This window comes from Streptomyces sp. NPDC006365 (genome assembly GCF_042870755.1).
GTDB classification, from domain to species: domain Bacteria; phylum Actinomycetota; class Actinomycetes; order Streptomycetales; family Streptomycetaceae; genus Streptomyces; species Streptomyces xiangluensis.
Genome location: NZ_JBIAHS010000003.1, coordinates 812,837 through 828,457, shown reverse-complemented (window position 1 = coordinate 828,457; position 15,621 = coordinate 812,837). Strand labels below are relative to the sequence as shown.

Genomic DNA, 15,621 nt, shown 5'->3' with positions numbered 1-15,621 from the left:
CCGGTGTCCTTCGTGAACGTGCTCTTCGTCAGCTTCGCGATGTCCTCCATCTGCGGATTACCGACCATCAGCACATTGATGCTCTCGCCGTCACCGGAGCTCGAGGAGCCGCCCGCCCCGCTACAGGCGACCAGCAGTGAGCCTGCGGCCGTGGCCGTGGCGATGACATGGATCATTCTTCGTGTGCGCATGACTGACTCCAGGAGTGTTCGAGGGCATGGGGAACCAGGACCCCCGGCCTTACGGGGTGGAATGGGGAGACGAACTGCGGCTCAGGCCTGGATGACCTGGGGACCCAGCAGTGCGTATCGGTGGGCCTCGGAACTGTGCAGCCCCGTGTCGGTGACGATGGCTTCAAGATCCGTCACGTCAGCGAATCGGCAGAAGCTCATGGCGCCGAACTTCGCATGGACACCGGAGAAGACCCGGCGTTTGGCGACCCGCATCACCTGGGCCTTCACCTCGCTGACGGCAGGATCTGGGGTGGTGAGTCCGTATGCGCGGGAGATGCCGTTCGCGCCGACGTACGCCAGGTCGATGGTGAAGTCGGAGAGCATGCGGGTCGCCCAGTGGTCGACCGTGGCCAGCGTCCCGCCACGCACCCTGCCGCCGAGCAGCAGCACGGTGATGTTCCGGGCGGAGGCCAGGTCCGATGCGGTGGCCAGCGAGGAGGTGACCACGGTCAGTGGTCGCTCGCGGGGGAGGGCGGCGGCGATGAGCTGCGGGGTGTAGCCCTCGTCGATGTAGACGGTCTCGGCGTCTCCGAGCAGCGCGGCTGCGGCGGCCGCGATCCGGGACTTCTCGGGGACGTGCTCGGTTGTACGGAAGGCGAGCGTGGTCTCGAAGCCCGCGCTCTCCACGGGATGGGCACCGCCGTGCGTACGCCGGACCAGCCCTTGCGACTCCAGCAGGTTCAGATCGCGCCTCACGGTCTCCTTGGAGACCCCGAGTTCGGCGGCGAGTTTGCCGACGTCCACGGATCCGGAACGGCGTGCCGTTTCCAGAATTCCGCGTCTTCGTTCCTCGGCGTCCACGGCGACACCTCCGTTTCACGGCTCTGGGCGCTCTACCCGCGGCGGCTGTTTCCCGGAGCCCGGCCCGATCGGGCTCTGGTGGCCCAATTTCTACAAGGGGAATGCCCCTACTGACCAGGTTCGTCGTAATGCAGTTGATGACCGAATGTGCCCGTATTTCGGAGTGCGGAGCCCCTGGATGATGCGGTGGAGGGTTCCGCCGGGCGGGAGGCTGCTGCCCGCTCGACGGCGGGTGTGTGCCCGTTTGCTGCCCGTTCTTCCGAACGGATCCGGACACCCGGCGGGATCCGTGGCAAACATCCGGCCACCCGCGGGGTCGGCTGATGCGGCGGCGCAGCGGCGGGGGCACGGAAATGAGTGCGGCCCGCTGCGCGTCAGGGACGCAGCGGGCCTCGGTGGATGTGCAACCGGGTCGGTGGGCAGAGCAGCGCATCGGCTGAACTGGGGTGTTGCAACGAGTCCTGGAACTTGAGCTGGGCGGAGTCCGCCCCGAGGAGTGTCATGAAGGGGCAGGCGCCATCGAACCCAGCAGCATCGTGCCGATGCCCAGCAGGCCGAGTTGACCGAGTTTCCTTGGTGAGCCCGCGGATGTCCTCGACCGACCCCCGCTCGAACCACTCGGCGATGTGCGGCTCGACGCGCCGGGGTCGCAGAAGGTGCGGACGGCGTCGCGTACCGCCCGCTCGTCCGGGGTCAGCAGGCTGTCGAGTTCCACGAGGTCGAGGGGGTCGGCGGGGCGCGCGGCGTGCTGAGCGCGCATCAAGGTCTCCAGGGGTCGGAAGGGGAGGGGAAGGGGGCCGCCGGCTGGGGGAGTGGCCGGCGGCCCGGTTCCACAGTGGCCGTCGGGTTGCTTACGACGTGGCCGTCGGGCTGATGATGAAGTTGCTGAAGCCGCCGTTGCGTTGAGCGATCCCACTGATGACCTCGTTGACCTGTTCCAGCGGGTACACGTGGTGCTCCAGGGGACTGAGGTCGATCACGCCGGCCTCCACCAGGTCGGCCATCGCCTGGCCCTCTCCGGAGGTGAACCAGGCGGATCCGATCAGCCGCAGCTGCTGGTCCATCATCCGGTGGATGTCGACAGGCAGGTCACCAGCCATGGCGCCGATGTTCACCGCGATGCCGCCGCGCGCCATCGCCCGCATCCCGGCCAGGAACGTCTCGTGCGGTGCACCCGGGCCGAGCGCGTCGATGTAGATGTCGGCGCCATAGCCGTCGGTTTCCTCACGTATCCACTCGTCGAGCGGTCCGTCGTTCAGGGAGTGCAGATGCAGGCGGCCGTTCGCCACCTTGCCGACCTGGTCGAGCAGTTGCCGGTCGCGTCCGGTGCCGTAGACGTGCGTCAGGCCGAAGGCGGGGGCGAGGAGGGCCGCCCCGATGCCCAGAGTGCCGCTGATGCCGTTGATCAGGACCGTCTTCCCCGGCCCGGCGCCGGCCTTGCGGAGGGCGGAGTACATGGTGCCGAGGTAGCCGAAGCGGGCGGCGGCCTCGAAGGAAAGGTTGTCCGGCAGCTTCACCAGTGCGTACGCCGGTGCCACCATGTGCTCGGCGAGGCCGCCCTGGTACCGGTCCAGCAGGTCGATCGCGGTCGACGAAAAGCCGAAATATCCGGCGAAGGCGTAACTGGCGCAGTTGATCGAGTCGTTGTTGCGGCACGAGCGACAAGCCCCGCAGCTCCGGCCCGGGTTGACGTACACCCGGTCGCCGACCTCCCATCCCTGGACACCCTCGCCGACCGCCTCGACCACGCCCGCCGGGTCAAGGCCGAAGATCGCCGGAAGGGTCGGCAGGGGGCTGTGCGGGAACCAAGTGGTCCACATGTTCAGGATGTTGGCGAGGTTCGGAACGATGTTGACGGCGTGCACGGCCACGCGGACGTCGCCGGGGCCCGGCTCGGGAACGGGGAGTTCCTCGATCTTCATGGGCTCGCCGACGTGGTGCATCCGGGCGGCTCGCATGGTCGCACTCATGACGTCTCCTCGGGTATGGGTGGAAAGACGGCGCCAACTGCGGTGTCGTCTCTGCGAGTTGTGGGAGTGGTGGGAGTTGTGGGGAGTGGGTCAGTCGTCGGCCAGCGTCGTCAGCCGCTGCCGCTGGAGCTTCCCGGTCGCTCCTCGGGGCAGCGCCGGTACGACGCGCAGTCGCCGCGGCCACTTGTGCCGGGCCAGCCGGCCGTCGAGGTGGGCGCGTATGTCGTCCAGGGACGGTTCACCGCTGTCGGCTACCAGGAAGGCGGTCACGATCTCGCCCCAGACCGGATCCGGCGTCCCGGACACCGCGACCTCGACGACGCCCGGCAGGTCGATCAGCGCGTTCTCGACCTCGGCGGGGTCGACGTTCTCGCCGCCGGTGATGATGGTGTCCTTGACCCGGCCGACGACTTCGATCCGGCCCTCGGCGTCGGTCCGGCCCCTGTCCCCGGTGTGGAACCAGCCGTCGGCGTCGGTGGCGGGCCGCGGCCCGGAGGCGGTCCAGTAGGACGACGCGACCGACGGTCCGCGCACCCAGATCTCGCCGACCGCGCCGGCCGGGGCGGTCGATCCCGCCTCGTCCACGACCAGGAGCTCGACATGCGGCACGGGACGTCCCGCCACGGTGGCCGGTTCCGCGTTCGCGTCGGGCGCGGAGTACGTCACGCCGGCGCTGGTCTCCGTAAGGCCGTAGGAGTCGGCCACTCCGACGCCGCGCTCGTTCAGCTGTGCCCTGATCGCCGTCTGGGCCGGTGCCCCGCCGGAGAGGATCCACCGCAAGGTGTCCAGGTCGCCGCTTGTGAAGCGAGGATGGCGGGCCAGCAGGGCGGCCATGGCGGGTACGGCGAAGGCGCAGGTGACCCGGTGGTCGCGTACGAGGTCGAAGAACAGGTCCGGGTCGAACTTCGGGGCCAGCACCACTGTCCCGCGACGCGCCCAGGTGTACTGAGGCAGCCCGCCCAGAACGGCGACGTGGGCCAGGGGCGTGGAGACAAGGGCGGTGTCGTCCTCGCCCACGGGGAGCCGCGACAGTCCGTTGACCATGCTCCAGTACAGGTTGGCGTGCGTCAGCGCTACGCCCTTGGGGCGGCCGGAGGTTCCAGAGGTGAACGCGATGACCGCGACGTCGGAGCCGGCCGGCGGCTTCAGGCCTTCCGAGGCGGGCGCGGACGGCTCGTCGCCGGGGTGCAGCTGCTCCCACGTCAGGCGGAAGCTCGTACCACCGCCACCGCCACCGGCAGGGCGGGCGCTCAGGAACCGTTCGTCGCCGATGACCGTACGCGGCGCCGTCTCCTCGCAGACGACGGCCAACTCGCCGCCGGCCACCTGAGGATGGACGGGTACGGGGACGGCCCCCATCCTCGTCACCGCGAACAGCGTGATCAGGGCCTCGGGCCGCGCCGCCCCCTGCAGCACGACGCGATCGCCCTTGCGCACGCCGAACTTGTCGAGACGGGCGACGGTGCGCCGGATGGCCAGGTCCAGCTCGGCATAGGTCCAGGTCCGGTCGGTGAAGACCAGGGCTAGCCGGGAGCCGACCTCGGCCGCGCTCGCCACGAGATGGGCGCCGAACCAGATGTCCGCGGATGTTCCGGTCATGCCCGCACCTCCGCGGCACGTCGGGCGCGGACGAGCGCGCCGAGCGTCGAACCCGCGAGATCGGCCGCACAGACCGGCCGGCTCCGCTCCAGCACCCGGCGGGCGGCCAGGTGTTCCGCGGGCCAGTTCAACGTCTCGACGGCCACCAGCCGGTCGTCGCGGAACGCGTACGCGGCCAGCCGCTCCGGAGAATCGCCCGCCACCAGACGCACGTCATCGGTGTTCGCGCGCAGCCCCGCGATCTGTAGTTTGATGTCGCCCTGGTCGCTCCAGAACCACGGCAGGCTCTCGTACGGACTCGGGGACCCGGCGATACGACGGCCGACCAACGCTCCCTGGTCCGTGGCGTTCTGCACGGACTCCAGGCGGACCAGCCCGTCCGCATGGGGATGGGGATGCCGGGCGCAGTCGCCCACGGCGGAGATCCGGGGATCGGTGACCGAGCGCAGCTGCTCGTCCACGATCACGCCGTCCTCCACAGCCAGACCGGCATCCCGGGCCAGCTCGTCCCTGGGGGCGGCTCCGATGCCGTAGACGACGAGGTCGGCAGGGAGCGCGCCGCTGTCGGTGACGACCTGTCGCACGTGGTCCGTGCCCTCGATCGCCTGCACGGCCGTTCCGGTGAGGATCCGTACGCCGCCGCGCTCGTGTCTCTCGCGCAGACGCTCCTGCAACTGCGGCGAGACAGCCCGGCTCAGCAGCCGGTCGGCCAGCTCGACCACCGTCACGCGCGCCCCGCGTGCCCTGGCGACCTGGGCGAGTTCCAGCCCGATGAACCCTCCGCCCACGACGACCACGTCACGGGCCGTCGTCAGCCCCCGGCCGATGGCCAGGGCGTCGTCGAGCGAGCGCAGCGCGTGGACTCCGGTCAGCTCGGCGCCGGGGACGGGCAGCGGGCGGTTGCGCGCGCCGGTGGCCAGGACGAGGTGGTCGTACGAGACGCGGGTGCCCGTTCCCGTGACCACAGCGCAGGCGGCGGTGTCGATCGCGACCACGTCCTCGCCGAGCCGCAGCTCGATGTCGCGCTCCTGGTAGAAGGACAGCGGCACCAACTCGACACGGACGGAGTGCGTGTGCGCCTTCTTGGACAACGGCGGCCGCTCGTACGGAAGATGGCGCTCGTCGGCGAAGACGGTGACCGGACCCTCGTACCCCGCACCGCGCAGTGTCGAGGCGACGCTGAAGCCGGCCTGACCTCCGCCGACGACGATCACGCGCGCCGTCTTCGTGCCGCTCATACCTGCTCCTCCGGAACGTGGACGACCAGCCCATCGAGCGCGTCGGAGATCTGGACCTGGCAGCTCAGCCGGCTGGTGGGCCGGCGTTCGGCGGCGGTGAAGTCCAGCATCTCGTCCTCGACGTCGTTCGGCGGTCCCACAAGGTCGCCGTGCCGGTCGTCGACGTAGACGTGGCAGGTGGCGCAGGAGGCGTTTCCGCCGCACTCCGCGACGATGCCGTCGACGCCGTTGGACACGGCCGCCCGCATGAGCACCGTCCCGGACTCGGCGTTGACCTTGCGTTGGGTGCCGTCGGGCAACTCGAAGATGACGATGGGCATGAAGTCCTCCCGATGGGGACGGCTCAGGGGGCTGCCAGATTCAGGCGGGGTTTGCCGGGCTCAGGCGGAGGCCTGCCAGGTGACGTTCAGCGAGGTGAGTCCCCGGAACACCCAGCCCTCCAGGCGGCCCGCGGCGGAGCGGCTGCTGGATGCTGTCGCGCTGCCGGCGAGGCGGAGTCCCTTGAGGCGGCCGAAGACGAGGGGCCAGGCGAGCGCGCTGACCTCGTGGCGCGCGACCCACGCGCCCATGCAGAAGTGTGGACCGCCGCCGAAGGCGAGGTGCGGCCGGTGGGGACGGTCGACGTCGAACTCGTCGGCCCGTTCGAAGACCGACTCGTCCCGGTTCCCCGAGGCGATCACCAGCGCGACGCGGCTCCCTGCGGGCAGGGTGACGCCGGCGATCTCGTAGTCCTGGGTGAGCTGTCGCGGGTACATGCCGATCGGCGAGATCCAGCGGGCCGTCTCCTCGAAGACGCGCTTCCACATCGCCGGGTCCGCCTGCACCCGGTCCAGCACCTCGGGACGTTGCAGCAGCGCCCAGGCGCCCACGCCGAAGACGTCACGCGGCTCGTTGACGCCCCCGCCGATGATGACCTTGACGTTGTTCTGGATCTCGGCGAGTTCCACCGGCTCGGCCGCGTGGACCATGGAGGAGATCACCGAGCCGTCGGGCTCGCGGCGGACCGCTTCGGCGATCTCGGCCACTGCTTCCTCGATGGCCCGGGTTGCCTGCTCGGCGCGGAGCCAGATGTCTCGATCGTCGGCGTAGTTGCTGTTGCCGTCCATCATCGCCCGCGACCAGGCGGCGATGTCGTCGGCGGTCGTGTTGCGCAGGCCGAGGACCAGGGCCAGGTTGGCGGCGACCAGCGGTTCCGCGAAGTCGCGGATCAGGTCGGCCTCGCCGCGTCCGGCGATCCGGTCGAGCAGCTCGTGCGCGGTGCGCTCGAAGGACCCGGCCCACAGGTCGCGGACCTGCCGGGGGCGAGTGGGCGGCTCGGCGGCGGACCGCAGCCGCCGGTGCTCAGGGTCGTCCTCGCGGAGCATGTTGGGTCCTACGGTGCGCAGGAGCAGCGAGCCCTCCTCGCGGGAGCTGAACACCTCGGGCAGCTTCTCCGCGTGGACGATGTCGTCGTACCGGGTCAGCAGGTGCCGTCCGACCGAGGGCACCCAGGCCAGCGGGGCGGTGCGGCGCAGCTCGGCGTAGGCGGGGTACGGGTCGTGGCGCAGCTCGGCGAGGTCGAGCTCGACGACCGGGGCGCCGGGGGCCGCGGTGGTGACGGCGTTCATGGGGTGCCGTCCGCGCCGATCAGGACGAAGAACATTGTGGCGGGCTCCGTGCCGGTGACGCGCCAGGCGTGGCGGGTGCCGTTCTGCACGACTATGTCGCCGGGCCCCAGGACCGCCGTCTCGCCGCCGTCCAGGTCGAGGACGATCTCGCCGGACAGGACCACGCCGTAGTCGACGGTGGGTGTGGTGTGCATACCGGGGTTGTCGGGCTCGAAGAGTTCGGCGAGTCCGGGGGAGGTCGCCAGCTGCTCGGCCGCCGCGGCGGCGGGGTCGAAGCCGGGGGCGGCGTACACGCTGCTCGGCGGGAAGGTGACGGTCAGGGCAATCGTCTCGCCGGGAGCGGGCACGAAGGACTTCAACGATGCCGTCGGGTCGGCCGACGGGGTGGCGGGCGCCGTCGTGTTCCACACCAGGGCCCTGGCGTGGCCCGGGGTGTGGACGCACTGATGGGTGCGCGGCGGCTCGCCGTCACTGACGATCACGGGCTTGCTGCTGGCGCTGACACCGGTGACGACACGACGGGCCATGGTTCTCTCCTTTGAGAAGCACTTCGACAACTGGGGTTTGACAGTCAGAATCCTGACGATATTTGTGAGGTCGCCGCCTACGGCGAGGCCGTCGCCGACGCCTCTCCGCGTCCGCGAGCGGTCACTATGTGGGGGATCGGGTGTGAGCGGTCAGTGTGGGCGCGGTCAGTCTGCGGCCGGGGTGTCCTGGTTGACCAGAGTTCGCAGCAGGTGAACCAGCTCACTGAGCTGGTCGTCGCGCAGGACGGCGGTCCATGCCCGCTCGCGAAGGGTCTGGGCCTCGATGGCCTTCCGCAGCGTCTCGCGGCCCTCTTCCGTGAGCTCGACGATCAGCTGGCGGCGGTCGGTCGCGACCCGTCGGCGGGTGACGAGACCGCTCTTCTCCAAGGTCGCCAGCGCGCTGGAGATACTGGCGCGCGTGGAGCCGGAGACCCGGCCGATGTCCTGCTGGGCGAGTCCGTCGTAGGTCCACAGGGCGTTGAGGATCCTGAAGCCCGCCCAGGTCAGGCCCAGCGGCCGGTGTACGTGCCGTTCGAAGTCCTTGGTGAGCCGGGCTTCGAGGCGGGTGAGGTCGGTGACCATCTCGATCGCGTCGAGATCCCTGGGGTCGGTCGTCCCCAGCTCTCGGTGGTGATGGCGCAGCAGCTCCGCGAACTCACGGGTCCGCTGCACATTCGTGGTGTCCGGTTCACGCGTGGTGTCCGTCACGATCTCCCACCCTTCCTCGTACGGCCGGACTGGTGTCAGCCCGCGACGATCGGATTGACCATAGTGCCCACGCCCGTGACCTCGGTCCGCAGGACCTTACCTTCGGTGAGGTACAGCCGAGGGGTGCGGCGGACACCGCAGCCGGCCGGGGTGCCGGTGAAGATGAGGTCGCCCGGTTCGAACGTCACCCGCTTCGACAGCCAGGCGATCAGCTCGGGCACGCTGAAGATGAGATCCGAGGTGCGGCCCCGCTGCACCTCGAGGTCGTCGACCCAGCCGGCCACCTCGATGTCGTCCGGGTCCTCGAACTCGTCGACGGTCACCAGGTACGGGCCGATCGGGCTGAAGGTGTCGTACGACTTCGGCAGCGTGAACTGGTTGATCGGCTTGCGCCACTGCTCCTTGCGGTCACTGATGTCCTGACCCGCGGTGACACCCGCCACGTACGACCAGGCGTCGGCCTCGGGGATGTTCTTGCCGGTCTTCCCCATGACCACCACGAGCTCGGCTTCGTAGTCGACCTTGTCGTACTGCGGCTCCACCACGACGGAGTCGTACGGGCCGACGACCGACGAGGCGAACTTGGCGAACACCGACGGCTCGTCCGGGACCGGCAGGTTGGACTCCTCGGCGTGCGCACGGTAGTTGAGAGCTACCCCGATCGCCTTGTACGGCTTCGCGACCCGGCCCAGGTCCTGCGGGTCGAACGGCTTCCAGTCGGCGTCCGCGGCACGCGCGGCGAGAGTGCGCAGCTCGTCGTGGAGCGAGAGGTCGGAGAGGACCTCGAGGCGCGGCTCGATCGCTCCCTTGCCGGCGTCCGCGATGTCGAGGGCGCGGTCCCCGCGCACGGCGACGGGGCGGCCGGCGAGGTTGGCGAGCTTCATGCGGGTACTTCCTTCTGGTCGGAGAGCTGGGGGAGGGGGAGCGTGAGGTCGCCCTCCGTCTGCACGCCGAGCGTGTTGATGACGGTGGCGATGGTCAGGTACTGGCCGACGGTGTAGAGGACGTCGATGATCTGCTCGATGCTCAGGTGCGCTTCGAGTCGGCCCCACAGTTCGTCGTCCACGGACTGGCGGTCGACGAGCGAGTCCGTGGCGGCGAGCAGCTCCTGGTCGAGTGCGTCGAGGCCGTTCCATGCGCCGGTCGCCGCGGCGATGATCGACTCGTCGGCCAGGCCCGCCCGGCGGGCGATCCTGACGTGCTGATCCCACTCGTACGCCGCCTGCGCACGGGCCGCGATCCGCAGGATCATCAGCTCACGGGAGGCCAGCGGCAAGGTGTTCTTGCCCAGCACGTGGTTGCCGAAGACGAGGAAGCGGCGCAACGCGTCCTCGTGGTGCGCCAAGGTTGCCCAGATCGTGTAGATCCGGCCGTTGTGATCGCGGTACGGCGCCAGTGCCGCCAGCGTCTTCTCCTGCAGGTCGGCCTCGTCGACCGGCCGTACGCGGGCTTTCTCGGGCACATCTCCCGGCATCGGAGTCCTCCTCGGCTCGATGGCGTCAACGTATTCGTACGACCCTTGACCGTCAAGAGTCTGACAAATATTGTCGTCGTCATGACGATCCAGAGCCTTGGGTACGTGGGCATCGGCACGCCCGACCCGACAGCATGGGCGGAGTACGCCCGGACAGTAATAGGCCTCGCGGTCGAACCCGCCGACCCCGAGGGGCAGGTGTGCTATCGCCTGCGCATGGACCAGCACCCCTTCCGTATGTGGCTCACCGAGGCTCCGACGGGCGGCGTGACGGTCATCGGCTGGGAAGTCCGGGACGGGGCCGCGATCGACGAGATGACGGTGCGGCTCAAGGAGGCCGGCATCGACGTGGCTGTCGGCACGGACGAGGAGTGCCACGACCGCCAGGTGGCCCGGATGGTGCACTTCACCGGCCCGCTCGGCATCCGCACCGAGCTGTTCTGCGGCCGCCGCCTCGCCCCCAGCCAGTTCGTCTCACCGCTCGGCGTCGACTTCGTGACCGGCGAACAGGGCCTCGGGCACGTAGTGATGAAGACACCGCACGTGCAGGAGGCGGTCGACTTCTACTGCGACGTCCTGGGATTCCGGCTCAGCGACACCGCCGACTACCCCTGGGGCACGTTCCACTTCCTCGGCTGCAACCCGCGGCATCACAGCGTCGCCTTCATCAGGTCGTACAAGAACGAGGGAACCCACCACATCCTGTGCGAGGTGACCACCCCGGAGGAGGTCGGCCGCGCCCTCGACCGCACGCGCGAGCACGACGTCGAACTCATGGCGACACTCGGCAAACACGCCAACGACGGAATGTTCTCCTTCTACATGACCTCGCCCGCCGGCTTCGGCATCGAGATCGGCGCGGGCGGCGTGCAGGTGGACGAGAGCACCTGGGTCAGCCGCGTGTACACCGCCGACATCTGGGGGCACCACCCCGTCGGGTGACGGACCATGTCGTACGTTCCCCTGCAGCCCTCTCCGACGAAAGCAGCCGTATCCATGCTCCAGAGCCATCTTCAGGACACCTGGGTCACCCCCACGGCCACGGACGCGTCGGCGGCCGAGGTACGCGACGCGATCACCGGTGACCTGGTCTGCCGCGTCTCCTCGCAAGGCCTCGACCTCGCCGGAGCGTTCGACCATGCCCGCGGTGTCGGCGGCCCCGCGTTGCGCGTCCTCACCTTCCATCAGCGGGCCGACCTTCTGGACGCGCTCGCCTCGGCTGTCCGTGCCCGCCGCGAGGAGCTGTACGCGCTGTCGGCCCGCGCCGGAGCGACCCTGTTCGACGCCCGGTACGACGTCGACGGCGGCATCCGCGTCCTGCGCGACTACGCCACCCGCGCGCGCCGCGAACTGCCGGACGCGCCGTACCTGGTCGAGGGCTCCGCCGAACGCCTCGCACGCGGCGACGACTTCCTCGGCGTCCACCTCTGCACCCCCTCCCCGGGCCTGATGCTTCAGGTGAACGCCTTCAACTTCCCCGTGTGGGCCCCGCTGGAGAAGCTGGCCCAGGCGGTGCTGGCCGGTATGCCCAGCGTCGTGAAGCCGGCCACGCCCACCGCGTACCTCACCGAGCACCTCGTTCGGATCGTCACCGAGGCCGGAGCCCTGCCGCCCGGCGCCCTGCAGATGATCGTGGGCTCGGTCCGGCCCGCACTCGACCTGCTCCTGGAGCAGGACGTGCTGTCCTTCACCGGCTCCGCCGCCACCGCCGAGACACTGCGCACGCAGCCGAACCTGGTCGCCCGCTCCGTCCGGTTCAACGCGGAGGCCGACTCCGTGAACGCCATCGTCCTGGCCCCGGATGTACGGCCCGGGTCACCCCTCTTCGAGGCCTTCGTCCGCGAGGTCGTGACCGAGATGACGGTCAAGGCCGGCCAGAAGTGCACCGCGATCCGCCGCGTGCTCGTCCCACAGGAGCACGAACGCGGCACGCTCGACGCGATCTCGGCCGAACTGGCCGGAGTGAGCATCGGCAACCCAGCCGCGGAGGGTGTCCGGATGGGCGCGGTCGTCAGCCTCGAGCAACGCGAGGACGTACGCAGGGCCGTGCGGGCGATCGCCGACTCCGGCCGCTTCGTCCACGGCGACCCGGACAAGGTGCGGGTGGTCGACGCCGACCCCGAGCGAGGGGCCTTCCTGGACGCCATGCTCATCTCCGCCGACCCGGACGCCGCCGCACCCCACGAGGTCGAGCCGTTCGGACCGGCAGCCACGGTCATGGCGTACCGCGACAAAGCTCACGCGACGGACCTGGTGGCGCGCGGCCGGGGCAGCCTCGCGGCCTCCGTCGTCAGCGACGATCTCGCCTGGACGCTTGCCTTCGTCCAGGACGCCGCTCCCTGGCACGGACGGCTGCACCTGATGGACTCGGCGAACATGGCGCAGACCACCGGGCACGGCTCACCGCTCCCCGCCCTGAGGCATGGTGGCCCCGGCCGGGCGGGCGGCGGCTCGGAGATGGCGGGCACGCGGGGCGTTCTGGACCTGATGCAGCGCACGGCACTCCAGGCCTCGCCCCGGCTGCTCGACGCACTCCGGCCCGCCGACCCCGTGTGACCGTCACTCTGCAGGGTCCTCGCAGTCGAGAGCGAAGGCCCGGACAGCAAGCACTACGGCTTGATGCCCACCCCTGTCCACAGGCTGACCTCGGCATCCGTGGGCTCCGGCGCGGGCCCCTCGGAGCTGCCGTCCGCGGCCTCCGGGCGCCAGCGGTGGCCGAGGGCGATGCCGGGGGAGAGGAGGTCGAGTCCGTCGAAGAAGCGTGAGACGTCGGCTTTGGAGCGGAACTGCACGGGGGTTCCGGCGCTGGTGTAGATCTCGGTGACGTTCTCCCACGTGGTGGGGTCGAAGTCCGGAGTGCAGTGGGTCAGGGCGAGGGCGCTGCCCGAGGGGAGGGCACTCATGAGGCGGTCGACGATCCCGTACGGGTCCTGGGGATCGGGAACGAAGTGCATCAGGGCGTTGAGGGACAGCGCGACCGGCTCGGTCAGGTCCAGGACTTCCGCCAACTCGGGGGCGTTCAGGAGCGTTTCGGGCTCGTTGACGTCCGCCTCGATATAGGTCGTACGGCCCTCAGGGGCGCTGTGCATCAGGGTCTCGGCGTACTTCAGGACGAGGGGGTCATTGTCGGCGTACACGACCCTGGCCTGAGGGACGACGGCCTGGGCCACCTGGTGGAGATTGGGCTCGGTCGGAATGCCGGTGCCTATGTCGAGCCACTGCCGGATGCCGTGCTCCCGGGCGAGGACACGGGTGGCGCGGTGCATGAAGGCGCGGTTCTCCCTGGCGCACACGAAGATGCCGGGATACGCCGCCGCGACCCTCTCGGCAGCCTCCTTGTCGACGTCGAAGTGGTCCTTGCCGCCGAGGTAGTAGTCGTACATGCGGGCCGAGTGCGGCCTGCTGGTGTCGATGTGCCGCGCGGTGTGGGGGGAGGTCATCTTGTCCCTTCAGAGGTGTGCTTCGGCATGCCGGCCAGGTGGCAGCAGGCAAGGTGGGGGGGGCTTGTTGCGGTCTGGTTCAGCTCTTCGTCAGGTGATCGGCCAGCCCGTTCTTGATCCCTGTGACGAACGCGCTGAACTCCTCCGGTGTGTAGATCAGCGCGGGACCGGCCGGATCCGTCGACTGCCGAAAGGCCACCCGGCCGTCGGCGAGCCGCTTCGTCTCCACGCACTGCCCGCCGCTGGTACCGCTCCACGGGCACTCCCAGCCCTGCTCACCGAGCTCCGTCGCGGGCATGCCGTTGTAGGTACCGGTGCTGCTCATGTGTACTCCTTGCGCATGCGGTTCAGGAGAGCCTTGCTCTCGGTGGTCGACGTCAGCAGGGACATCCGGTTGTGCGCCTCGAGGTGGGCGACCACGTCGGAGCGCTGGTCGAGGTAGACGGCGCCGGAGAGAAGCTCGGTGTAGACGATGTCCGGCAGCTCCGGCTCTTCGAAACGGAAGTAGGTGAAGGGGGCGAACGCGCCGGTGTGCGCGCCCGCGCTGAACGGCACGATGTCGAGACTGACATGGTCCAGTTCGGCCGCCGCGAGCAGCTCGTCGATCTGCTCGCGCATCACTTCCGGCCCGCCGACGACCCGGTGCAGTACGGCCTCTTCCATCACCACCCACAGGGTCGGCGCCGACGGCTTCGTCAGCAGGCTCTGACGGCGCAGGCGCAGATCGACTCTTCGCTCGAGTTCCTCGTCGCTGTCGTTGGGGAAGCCGGCGCGCAGGACGGCCCGGGCGTACGTGTGTGTCTGCAGGACGCCCGTGACGTAGTGGGGCTCATAGGTACGCAGCGTCTTGGCGCCGCTCTCCAGGCTGACGTAGGCGGTGAACCAGCCGGGCAGCACATCACGGTAGCGGTGCCACCAGCCCGGGCGGTTGGCCTGTTCGGCCAGCTCGATGAACTCGTCGATCTCCTGCCGGCCGACCCCGTAGGTCTGCAGCAGCAGCTCCACGTACAGGATCTTGAGGCTGACCTCGGCCTTTTCCAGCCGCCGGATCGTCAAGGGCTTCACACGCAGGGCCTTGGCCGCCTCGTCCAGCGTCACCCCGGCGCCGAGCCGCAGGTCCTGCAGCCGCTTGCCGAGGATCATGCGGAGAACGGTGGGAGCGCCGGTGCCGGCGCCCGAACGGGCTTCGCTCACGGCCTTACCTCCTGAATGAGTGTCACCGGCAGCTGAACAGGTGTCACCTGCGTGAGTCTGACAGCGACTTGGTGATGACGCCAGACAGATACCTCCTGCCTGAAATTATCAGGCAGGAGGTTGCAGGTTGAACGGACCGGCAAGCATAGTGTCAGCATGACCGATCTCACCGGCCGCGACGGCAGTCCTCGCCAAGTCCGGGACACAGTCCGGGACTTGGCGCGCGTTGCGGCCGGATCGGGCACTAGCTGCCGCACCGGCAGGTCTCCGCGCTGCCCCGGTGAGGCTCCCCCCTCAGCTTCTCGCACTACCCGTCCCCCGACGGAAGGCGACCACTGTGCCCTCCCTTACGTCCCCTCCCTCCCCCCAGCTCCTGGTCGGCACCACCCCGGCCAGAGTCCACTGGCTCGAACTCAAGGCATGCCCGGCCGGCGTCGGTGAAGCCCGTTGTGCGATGGGTGAGCGGCTGCGCACCTGGCGACTGCCCGAGCAGGTACGCCAGGACGCGCTCCTGATCCTGTCCGAGCTGGTCACCAACGCGATACGCCACACTCCCAGTACCCGGATCCTCTGCTGCGCCGGCCTCACCGCGGACGGGCTGCTCCACCTCGAAGTGCACGACGAGGACCTCACGGTGCGGAACCTGCCCCCACGCGACCCGAGCCCGGAGGATGAAGGCGGGCGTGGCCTGTTACTCGTGGAGCACTTCGCGCACGAGTGGGGCGCCGAGCGCTCCGCTCTCACCGGAGGGCACGCGGTGTGGGCGGCCTTCGCCTCGGATCGCGTGTGACGCCGTACCCGGAGTGAAGCGGGGGACTGGCCGGAGCCGG

17 protein-coding genes and 1 pseudogene are annotated in these 15,621 nt (G+C 69.6%); 3 read left to right on the top strand and 15 right to left on the bottom strand.

All coding sequences use genetic code 11. The features are described 5' to 3' along the window. The 12 genes and pseudogenes from ACFYO0_RS13070 to ACFYO0_RS13015 form a co-directional block, all read right to left on the bottom strand. Positions 1-191, bottom strand: a pseudogene (locus ACFYO0_RS13070) (sugar ABC transporter substrate-binding protein); the annotation flags it as partial. A gap of 81 nt (positions 192-272) precedes the next feature. Continuing rightward, positions 273-1,034 (bottom strand): DeoR/GlpR family DNA-binding transcription regulator, encoded by a 762-nt coding sequence (locus ACFYO0_RS13065; protein ID WP_388674188.1) that lies wholly within the window; start codon positions 1,032-1,034, stop codon positions 273-275. A gap of 499 nt (positions 1,035-1,533) precedes the next feature. Next, positions 1,534-1,794, bottom strand: a complete 261-nt coding sequence (locus ACFYO0_RS13060) for a hypothetical protein (protein ID WP_388674186.1) — start codon at positions 1,792-1,794, stop codon at positions 1,534-1,536. A 91-nt stretch (positions 1,795-1,885) separates the two neighbouring features. Beyond that, a complete protein-coding gene (locus ACFYO0_RS13055) occupies positions 1,886-3,004 on the bottom strand; it encodes an alcohol dehydrogenase catalytic domain-containing protein (protein WP_388674184.1) in 1,119 nt (372 codons plus the stop codon). A 90-nt stretch (positions 3,005-3,094) separates the two neighbouring features. Beyond that, the gene (locus tag ACFYO0_RS13050) at positions 3,095-4,603 is read right to left on the bottom strand and encodes a class I adenylate-forming enzyme family protein (protein ID WP_388674182.1); all 1,509 of its coding nucleotides are present in this window, start codon (positions 4,601-4,603) and stop codon (positions 3,095-3,097) included. After that, the gene (locus tag ACFYO0_RS13045; RefSeq protein WP_388674180.1) at positions 4,600-5,841 is read right to left on the bottom strand and encodes an NAD(P)/FAD-dependent oxidoreductase; all 1,242 of its coding nucleotides are present in this window, start codon (positions 5,839-5,841) and stop codon (positions 4,600-4,602) included. Before ACFYO0_RS13045 ends, ACFYO0_RS13050 begins: the two co-directional genes overlap by 4 nt. Next, the gene (locus ACFYO0_RS13040; RefSeq protein WP_388674178.1) at positions 5,838-6,161 is read right to left on the bottom strand and encodes a 2Fe-2S iron-sulfur cluster-binding protein; all 324 of its coding nucleotides are present in this window, start codon (positions 6,159-6,161) and stop codon (positions 5,838-5,840) included. The genes ACFYO0_RS13045 and ACFYO0_RS13040 overlap by 4 nt, the downstream gene beginning before the upstream one ends. Positions 6,162-6,221: 60 nt before the next feature. Then, on the bottom strand, positions 6,222-7,448 hold the full coding sequence (locus tag ACFYO0_RS13035) for a cytochrome P450 (RefSeq protein WP_388674176.1): 1,227 nt from the start codon (positions 7,446-7,448) through the stop codon (positions 6,222-6,224). Next, complete coding sequence (locus tag ACFYO0_RS13030) at positions 7,445-7,975, bottom strand: cupin domain-containing protein (RefSeq protein WP_388674173.1); 531 nt, start codon at positions 7,973-7,975, stop codon at positions 7,445-7,447. Before ACFYO0_RS13030 ends, ACFYO0_RS13035 begins: the two co-directional genes overlap by 4 nt. Before the next feature lie 165 nt (positions 7,976-8,140). Further along, positions 8,141-8,683: a MarR family winged helix-turn-helix transcriptional regulator gene (locus tag ACFYO0_RS13025; RefSeq protein ID WP_388674171.1), complete on the bottom strand. Its 543-nt coding sequence runs from the start codon at positions 8,681-8,683 to the stop codon at positions 8,141-8,143. 35 nt (positions 8,684-8,718) lie between these two features. Beyond that, positions 8,719-9,567 carry a fumarylacetoacetate hydrolase family protein gene (locus ACFYO0_RS13020; protein ID WP_388674169.1) on the bottom strand — a complete coding sequence of 283 codons (849 nt, stop codon included), beginning with the start codon at positions 9,565-9,567 and terminating at the stop codon, positions 8,719-8,721. After that, positions 9,564-10,157 carry a carboxymuconolactone decarboxylase family protein gene (locus tag ACFYO0_RS13015; RefSeq protein WP_388674167.1) on the bottom strand — a complete coding sequence of 198 codons (594 nt, stop codon included), beginning with the start codon at positions 10,155-10,157 and terminating at the stop codon, positions 9,564-9,566. The genes ACFYO0_RS13020 and ACFYO0_RS13015 overlap by 4 nt, the downstream gene beginning before the upstream one ends. A gap of 81 nt (positions 10,158-10,238) precedes the next feature. On the opposite strand from ACFYO0_RS13015, the gene ACFYO0_RS13010 reads away from it, so the two are divergent. Continuing rightward, positions 10,239-11,099 carry a VOC family protein gene (locus ACFYO0_RS13010; protein WP_388674165.1) on the top strand — a complete coding sequence of 287 codons (861 nt, stop codon included), beginning with the start codon at positions 10,239-10,241 and terminating at the stop codon, positions 11,097-11,099. A gap of 54 nt (positions 11,100-11,153) precedes the next feature. Further along, positions 11,154-12,713 (top strand): phenylacetic acid degradation bifunctional protein PaaZ, encoded by a 1,560-nt coding sequence (paaZ, locus tag ACFYO0_RS13005; protein WP_388674163.1) that lies wholly within the window; start codon positions 11,154-11,156, stop codon positions 12,711-12,713. A 53-nt stretch (positions 12,714-12,766) separates the two neighbouring features. On the opposite strand, the gene ACFYO0_RS13000 is transcribed toward paaZ, so the two are convergent. From ACFYO0_RS13000 to ACFYO0_RS12990, 3 genes are all read right to left on the bottom strand, one after another. Beyond that, positions 12,767-13,597: an SAM-dependent methyltransferase gene (locus ACFYO0_RS13000; protein ID WP_388674161.1), complete on the bottom strand. Its 831-nt coding sequence runs from the start codon at positions 13,595-13,597 to the stop codon at positions 12,767-12,769. A 79-nt stretch (positions 13,598-13,676) separates the two neighbouring features. Beyond that, on the bottom strand, positions 13,677-13,922 hold the full coding sequence (locus tag ACFYO0_RS12995; RefSeq protein ID WP_388674159.1) for a DUF397 domain-containing protein: 246 nt from the start codon (positions 13,920-13,922) through the stop codon (positions 13,677-13,679). Next, positions 13,919-14,791: a helix-turn-helix domain-containing protein gene (locus tag ACFYO0_RS12990; RefSeq protein ID WP_388674157.1), complete on the bottom strand. Its 873-nt coding sequence runs from the start codon at positions 14,789-14,791 to the stop codon at positions 13,919-13,921. Before ACFYO0_RS12990 ends, ACFYO0_RS12995 begins: the two co-directional genes overlap by 4 nt. Positions 14,792-15,128: 337 nt before the next feature. Between ACFYO0_RS12990 and ACFYO0_RS12985 the strand changes: the two genes are divergently transcribed. Beyond that, positions 15,129-15,581, top strand: coding sequence for an ATP-binding protein (locus ACFYO0_RS12985; protein WP_388674155.1), 453 nt, complete (start codon positions 15,129-15,131; stop codon positions 15,579-15,581). Positions 15,582-15,621 lie beyond the last annotated feature (40 nt).

Excerpts from the sequence above, each read along its gene's own strand:
- ACFYO0_RS13035 (WP_388674176.1), bottom strand. The coding sequence starts at position 7,448 with ATGAACGCCGTCACCACCGCGGCCCCCGGCGCCCCGGTCGTCGAGCTC.
- ACFYO0_RS13030 (WP_388674173.1), bottom strand. The coding sequence starts at position 7,975 with ATGGCCCGTCGTGTCGTCACCGGTGTCAGCGCCAGCAGCAAGCCCGTG.
- ACFYO0_RS12995 (WP_388674159.1), bottom strand. The coding sequence starts at position 13,922 with ATGAGCAGCACCGGTACCTACAACGGCATGCCCGCGACGGAGCTCGGT.
- ACFYO0_RS13040 (WP_388674178.1), bottom strand. The coding sequence starts at position 6,161 with ATGCCCATCGTCATCTTCGAGTTGCCCGACGGCACCCAACGCAAGGTC.
- ACFYO0_RS13010 (WP_388674165.1), top strand. The coding sequence starts at position 10,239 with ATGACGATCCAGAGCCTTGGGTACGTGGGCATCGGCACGCCCGACCCG.
- ACFYO0_RS13050 (WP_388674182.1), bottom strand. The coding sequence starts at position 4,603 with ATGACCGGAACATCCGCGGACATCTGGTTCGGCGCCCATCTCGTGGCG.
- ACFYO0_RS13060 (WP_388674186.1), bottom strand. The coding sequence starts at position 1,794 with ATGCGCGCTCAGCACGCCGCGCGCCCCGCCGACCCCCTCGACCTCGTG.
- ACFYO0_RS13055 (WP_388674184.1), bottom strand. The coding sequence starts at position 3,004 with ATGAGTGCGACCATGCGAGCCGCCCGGATGCACCACGTCGGCGAGCCC.
- ACFYO0_RS13015 (WP_388674167.1), bottom strand. The coding sequence starts at position 10,157 with ATGCCGGGAGATGTGCCCGAGAAAGCCCGCGTACGGCCGGTCGACGAG.
- ACFYO0_RS13000 (WP_388674161.1), bottom strand. The coding sequence starts at position 13,597 with ATGACCTCCCCCCACACCGCGCGGCACATCGACACCAGCAGGCCGCAC.
- ACFYO0_RS13045 (WP_388674180.1), bottom strand. The coding sequence starts at position 5,841 with ATGAGCGGCACGAAGACGGCGCGCGTGATCGTCGTCGGCGGAGGTCAG.
- paaZ (WP_388674163.1), top strand. The coding sequence starts at position 11,154 with ATGCTCCAGAGCCATCTTCAGGACACCTGGGTCACCCCCACGGCCACG.
- ACFYO0_RS13020 (WP_388674169.1), bottom strand. The coding sequence starts at position 9,567 with ATGAAGCTCGCCAACCTCGCCGGCCGCCCCGTCGCCGTGCGCGGGGAC.